The following is a 6,489-nucleotide window of genomic DNA, read 5'->3' as shown; positions in this document are numbered from 1 at the left end:
GGTAAAGTCTCTGCCCAGCAATGCTCCGCACACACAATTACCCCCCAAACCCCCCCCCCCCCCACCCCCACTACCGCAAACGGGCGAGCCGCGCCAGCCGTTGTGGGGGGCGCCAGAGCCCCCCCCCCCCCCGCCCCACCCCCCAACCACCGCCGCGCCCCCCCCCCCGCCCCCGCCCCCCCCCCCCCACCCCCCCCCCCCCCCGCCCCCCCCACTACAGTTAGAAAGCAAAAAGGCGCGGAATCCGCGCCTTTTTGCTTCCTTCAATTCCGCATCAACGCCAGATCCTGATCTGCTCGGCGTCGGTGCGCTGCATCGGCTGGCCCGGCTTGCAGCTGAAGCTGGTGCCAAACTCCGGCAGGTTGGACAGCGGTGCATTGCTGCGCCAGCGGCCCGGTGCGCGCACGTCGGTGCTCAGGCGCTGCACGGCTTCGTTCGGCGACAACTGCTGCGCCCACAGGCTGGTCCAGCCCTTGAAGAAGTCCTGCTTGTCGGCCGGCTTGGCATCAGCCTGGGCGGCGGTGAAGGCCTCCAATGCGATCTCCATGCCCGACAGATCCGCCATGTTCTCGTCGCGGGTCAGCTCACCGTTGACCTTGGCATCCTTGACGCCCGGGAACGGGTAAGCGCTGTACTGCGCGGCGACGCGGTTGCCGAGCAGCGTCCAGGCGCTCTTGTCAGCCGGCGTCCACCAGCTGCGCAGTTCGCCCTTGGCGTCGATCATCGCGCCCTTGACGTCGATGGCGCGGCTGACTTCATGCGCGACCAGGCCACCGAAAGCGCCGAACTTCTCGGCATTGCTGGCGTTGGCGGCAAAGATCGGCCCCTGCAGGGCTGCGGCCGTCACGATCAAGCGGTTCTGGGCGATGTCGTAAGCGATCGACGGCTGCTGCGGCAGCACGTCCCAACGGCGGTCGGCGTTGCCCTTGCCGATGCGCTTCATTTCCTGGGCGTGGCGCCAGGTGGACGCGATCAGGATGTTGCCGCCAAAGCTGCCGCGGCCCATCGGCTGCACGGTGTAGTCCAGATCGCGCAGCGGGGTGCCGATCTCGATCTTCATCGCCGCCAGCTTGGCTTCGGCTTCGGTCTTGGCCTCGGCGCTGAGCCAGCTGCTGCGCTTGACCGCGGCGATCTGTGCTTCGCGGATCTGGTCGACCATGACGCCAGCCTGGCGGCGGGTATCGCGGTTGAGGTAGGTCGCGGCGTATTCGTGGCCCAGCATCGGGCCGGCGGCCACGTTGATGGCGTCGAGCACAGCGTCCGGGCGTGCCGGGGCGATGGCCTGGCCACGCAGCAGGCGGCCACGGAACTCGAACTCGGCGTCGCGGTAGGCCTTGGACAGGTACGGCGCCATCGCGTCGCCCACGCGCCAGCGCAGGTAGGCCTTCCACTGGTTGGCCGGCAGACGGCTGACCATGCCATTGAGCTGCTGGAACAGCGCCGGGTCGGCCAGCGACACCAGGTCGTCGTTCACACCCTGCGCCTTCAGGAAGGCATCCAACTGCAGGTTGCGGTAGCGGCTGTTGAGGTCCTTGGTGGAGACCGGCGCGTAGTTATTGAACGGGTTGTTGATGTCGGCCACCGAGTGCGCGCTGCGCGCCAGTTCGGTTTCCAGCTGGATGACCAGCGCCGATTCGGCATCAAGCTGCGCCGCCGGGGTGCCGGTCAGGGCCAGGATCTGCTTCACGTAGGCGCGATAGCGGCCCATCAGGGCGACGGTGTCGGCATCGGTACGGGTATAGAACGCCGGGTCCGGCAGGCCGGTGCCGCCTTGCATGAAGTAGCCGATATGGCGGTCCAATGCCTTCAGGTCCACGTCCGGGGCGAAATTGAACGCGACCGGGATGCCGACCTGATGCAGGGCAGCGATCGAGGCCGGGATGTCCTTGGCCTTCTTGATGGCGTTGATGCGGGTCAGCAGCGGCGCGATCGGCTTGGAACCGTCGGCTTCGACCGCGGCTTCATCCAAGCCGCTGGCCCAGAAATCGCCAAGCAGCTTCTGCACGTTGCCTTGCGGCGCGGTCATCGCGCGATCCAGCAACTGGCGCTGCTGGGTGCGGGTGTTCTCTGCCAGGGTGCCGAGGGCGCTGACCGCGCCGGTCTGCGGTACCGGATTGGCCTTGAGCCAGTTGCCGTTGGTGGTTTCGTAGAAATCCGTACAGGCCGCGCTCACTGCCGGTGCCCGTGCCGCAGGCTTCTTGCGGGCGGCCTGCGCATCGTTGGTGGACAGCACGGTCACCAGGGAGAAGGCCAGGGCCAGGGTAAGTGGGCGAACGTTGGGCATGTGGTGCATATCCGCAGAAGGACAAAGTGGGCGGAGTTTAACAAGCTGGCGGCGGATTGGTGCCGGGGCAGGGCACGGAATTGGGTACTGCATCAAAACCGGTGGTTGTGGGAGCGGCGTGAGCTGCAGAGCCACTGCGGATGATGCGGTTGGCATTGACCGGTTTGCGTCGATTTCTGGTGCCTTGGGCTTGCTCAGCTTCGCGGCTTACGCCGCTCCCACAATCCTCGTGCGCGGGCAAAAGAAGGCCCGGCAATGCCGGGCCTTCTTTGGGTCTCACTGCAGGCCAGCGATTACCAGATCACTACCTGCTTGTCGCCAGCACGGACCATCGGCGAACCGGCCTTGCACTGGAAGGCAGCAGCGAAGGTCGGCAGGTTCGACGGTGCACCCATGGCACGGAACTGCGCCGGGGCGTGCGGGTCGGTGGCCAGGCGGACCTTGGCGTTTTCGGCGGTGTACTTGGTGCGCCACACGGTCGCCCAGTTGAAGAAGAAGCGCTGGTCGCGGGTGAAGCCGTCAACCTTGGCGTCTTCCTTGCCAGCCGAAGCCTTCTGCAGGGCATCGTAAGCCGTGGCCAGGCCGCCCAGGTCGGCGATGTTCTCGCCCAGGGTCAGCGAACCGTTGACGTTCTGGTCGCCCACCTTGTACTCGTTGAACTGGTTGACCAGCTTGCCGGTCAGGCCAGCGAAGCCCTTCGAATCCGCCGGGGTCCACCAGTTCTCGAAGTTGCCGGTCGGGCCGAAACGGCTGCCCTGGTCGTCGTAACCGTGGGTCATTTCGTGGCCGATGACGGCACCGATGCCGCCGTAGTTCAGCGCGTCGTCGGCGTTCGGATCGAAGAACGGCGGCTGCAGGATGGCGGCCGGGAACACGATCTCGTTCTGCAGCGGGTTGTAATAGGCGTTGACGGTCTGCGGGGTCATGCCCCACTCGGTCTTGTCGACCGGCTGGCCGATCTTGGCCAGTGCCCACTTGTAATTGAAGGCATTGGCTGCGCGCACGTTGCCCAGGTAGTCATCGTGGGTGGTGCTCAGGCCGCTCCAATCACGCCACTTGTCCGGGTAGCCGATCTTCGGGGTGAAGGTTTCCCACTTGGCGATGGCCTTGGCCTTGGTCTCGTCGCTCATCCAGGTCAGGTTCTGGATGCGGTCCTTCAGCGCGCCGGCCAGGTTCTTGACCAGCTCTTCCATCTTGGCCTTGGACTCGGGCGAGAAGGCGACCTTCACGTACATCTGGCCGAAGGCGTCGCCGGCATCGCTCTCGATCGTGCCAAGCACCTGCTTCCAACGCGGCTTGATTTCCTTCTGGCCGTTCAGTTCCTTGCCGTAGAACGCGTAGTTCTCCTGCACGAACTCATTGCTCAGGTACGGCGCGGCGCCGTCCACGGTGTGGAAGCGCAGGTAGGCGCGCCAGGCTGCCGGGTCGGTGTCGGCCAGCATCTTGCTCACTTCTGCGTGGAATGCCGGCATGGCCAGCGAGAACGTCGCCGGTGCGGCAATGCCCTGTGCCTGGAAGAACGCAGTCCAGCTGAAGTTCGGGGTCAGCTTGTCGGCGTCAGCCACGGTGACCGGGTTGTAGTACAGCGAGACGTCGCGCGACAGCTCGACGCTGGACTTGGAGGCCTTGGCAAGACGGGTCTCGAACTTGATCACGTCCTCGGCCTGCTTGGCGGCGTCGGCCGCGGCCACGCCGCTCAGCTCCAGTACCTTGGCCACGTGGGCCTTGTAGGCGTTGAGCTTGTCGGCCTTGCTGGCGTCGGTGTAATAGGTGGTGTCCGGCAGGCCCAGGCCACCCTGGCTGGCGTAGGCCATGTTCATGGTGGAGTTCTTGAAATCTGCTTCCGGGCCGAAGCCGAACAGGAAGTTCTCGCCCTTGGCCGCAGTGCTGCGCAGGTAGTTGGCCAGTGCGGCGGTGTCCTGCAGGCCATCAATCGCGGCCAGGTCGGCCTTCAGCGGGGTGATGCCCAGCGAGTTGATCTTGGCTTCGTCCATGCCCGAGGCCCAGAAGTCGCCGACGATCTTCTCGATGCCGGTGGCGTTCTTCATTGCCGCGGCCTGTTCGGCCAGCTGGTGCTGCACGGCAACCGAGCGCTCGTCGAGGATGGTGAAGGCGCCCCAGCTGGTGCGGTCAGCCGGAATTTCGTTGGCGTTGAGCCACTTTTCGTTCACGTAACCGTTGAAGTCGGTACATGCGTCCTTGCTGGCGTCGAGGTCGGCAGCGGTGAAGGCGTTGTAGGCCGGCAGCTTGGACTCGTCCAGCTTCAGCTCGGTGGCGGCCGGGGCAGCGGCGGTGGCCGCCGGCGGGGACTGCTCTTCCTGCTTGGGGCAACCGGTCAGCACGGCGGCGACGGCCAGCGACAGCAGGAGAATCTGGGGTTTGCGAACGATCACGGGAAAGGCCTCCAGGCCGGTTTCAAAGCATGAGTGAGGCCACGGAGTCCGGGGCCGAAGCAGGAAGATACGCCTGAAACCGATGAGGAAGGGGTGTAGAAGGTCATGGGTCGCTGCGGGCGTATTCCTATGGGCGGCGACGGCTGGCCGGTGCTATACAGCGGGAATGACCAAGACATCAAGCAAGCAGTGGGACGCGATCCTGATCGGCGGCGGCCATAACGGACTGGTGTGCGCGGCCTATCTGGCCAGGGCCGGCAAGCGGGTATTGGTATTGGAGCGACGTTCAGTAGTCGGAGGCGCAGCCGTCACCGAGGAGTTCCATCCGGGGTTCCGCAACTCGGTGGCCTCTTATACGGTGTCGCTGCTGCAACCCAAGGTGATTGCCGAGCTGGAGCTGGAGCGGCACGGCCTGCGGGTGGTCCCACGCAAGCTCAACAACTTCCTGCCCTTGGGCAATGGCGAGTATCTGTTGGCCGGGGGCGGGCGCACTGCCGAACAGGTTGCGCGCTTCTCCGCACGCGATGCGGCACGCTTGCCCGAGTACGAGCAGCGGCTGGAGATCTTCGCGGACGTGCTGCGTGCGCAGGCCCTGCAGGCGCCGCCGAACATCAGTGGTGCGAGTTGGTTGCGTGCGCTGCCGGAGCTGTGGAAGGCTGGTCAATTGGGCCGACAACTGCAGCGTCTGGACCCCGGCTTGCAGCAGGAACTGTTGGATCTGTTCACCATCTCCGCCGCCGAGTACCTGGACCGCTGGTTCGAGAGCGCACCGATCAAGGCCTTGTTCGGCTTCGATGGCATCGTTGGCAACTACGCCAGTCCTTATGCGCCGGGCACTGCCTACGTGTTGTTGCATCACGTGTTTGGCGAGAGCAATGGCGTGAAGGGGGCATGGGGGCATGCCATCGGCGGCATGGGCGCGATCACCCAGGCGATGGCGCGATCAGCGGTCGAGGCCGGTGTTGAAATTCGTACCGATGCCGCCGTCGAGAAGGTCCTGGTGGAGCAGGGGCGTGCGGTCGGCGTTGTATTGGCCGGCGGCGACGTGCTGCGCGGCTCTGCCATCGTTGCCAACGTCAATCCGAAGCTGCTCTACGAGCGCCTGTTCGATCCTGCCGATGTGCCGGCGGCTACGTTGGAGCGCATGGCCAACTGGCGCTGCGGCTCGGGAACATTCCGCATGAATGTGGCTTTGTCGAAACTGCCTGATTTCAGCGTGCTGCCGGGACTCGGTGATCATCTGACCGCCGGCATCATCATCGCCCCTAGCCTGGACTACATGGATCGTGCCTATCTGGATGCGCGTCAATACGGGTGGTCACGCGAGCCCATCGTCGAGATGCTGATTCCCAGCACGCTGGATGATTCACTCGCACCGCCGGGACAGCACGTTGCCAGCCTGTTCTGCCAGCACGTGGCGCCGCAGCTGCCGGATGGGCGCAGCTGGGACGATCATCGCGAAGAAGTCGCGGATCTGATGATCGCCACCGTCGACAAGCATGCGCCGGGTTTTGCTGCTTCGGTGCTAGGCAGGCAGATCATGAGCCCGCTGGATCTCGAGCGGACCTTCGGCTTGATCGGCGGCGATATCTTCCACGGCGCGCTGAGCTTGAACCAGTTGTTCAGTGCGCGACCGATGCTGGGGCAGGCGGGTTACAAGGGAGCGCTGCCGGGGCTCTACCTGTGCGGCTCGGGCGCGCATCCTGGCGGAGGAGTTACCGGGGCACCTGGGCATAATGCGGCCGCGGTCGTTTGGGGTGATCTTTAAATCAGCGGCGCTGCGATAGCCTTGATGCAAAAAAGGAGGCGACC

The 6,489-nt window shown here is 65.1% G+C and carries 3 protein-coding genes; 1 reads left to right on the top strand and 2 read right to left on the bottom strand.

The window, feature by feature from the left end; genetic code table 11:
• Positions 1–274: 274 nt before the first annotated feature.
• Complete coding sequence (locus AC1VWL_RS15580) at positions 275–2,284, bottom strand: M13 family metallopeptidase (RefSeq protein WP_482987294.1); 2,010 nt, start codon at positions 2,282–2,284, stop codon at positions 275–277.
• 293 nt (positions 2,285–2,577) lie between these two features.
• On the bottom strand, positions 2,578–4,674 hold the full coding sequence (locus AC1VWL_RS15575; RefSeq protein ID WP_482987295.1) for a M13 family metallopeptidase: 2,097 nt from the start codon (positions 4,672–4,674) through the stop codon (positions 2,578–2,580).
• Positions 4,675–4,843: 169 nt separating this feature from the next.
• Between AC1VWL_RS15575 and AC1VWL_RS15570 the strand changes: the two genes are divergently transcribed.
• Positions 4,844–6,445: a phytoene desaturase family protein gene (locus AC1VWL_RS15570; protein ID WP_482987293.1), complete on the top strand. Its 1,602-nt coding sequence runs from the start codon at positions 4,844–4,846 to the stop codon at positions 6,443–6,445.
• The last annotated feature ends 44 nt before the right edge of the window (positions 6,446–6,489 follow it).

The sequence above is a fragment of the Stenotrophomonas sp. STEN063 genome, assembly GCF_056854515.1.
The sequence above is the reverse complement of the archived record's forward strand: the minus strand, read 5'-3'. Positions and strand labels throughout refer to the sequence as shown.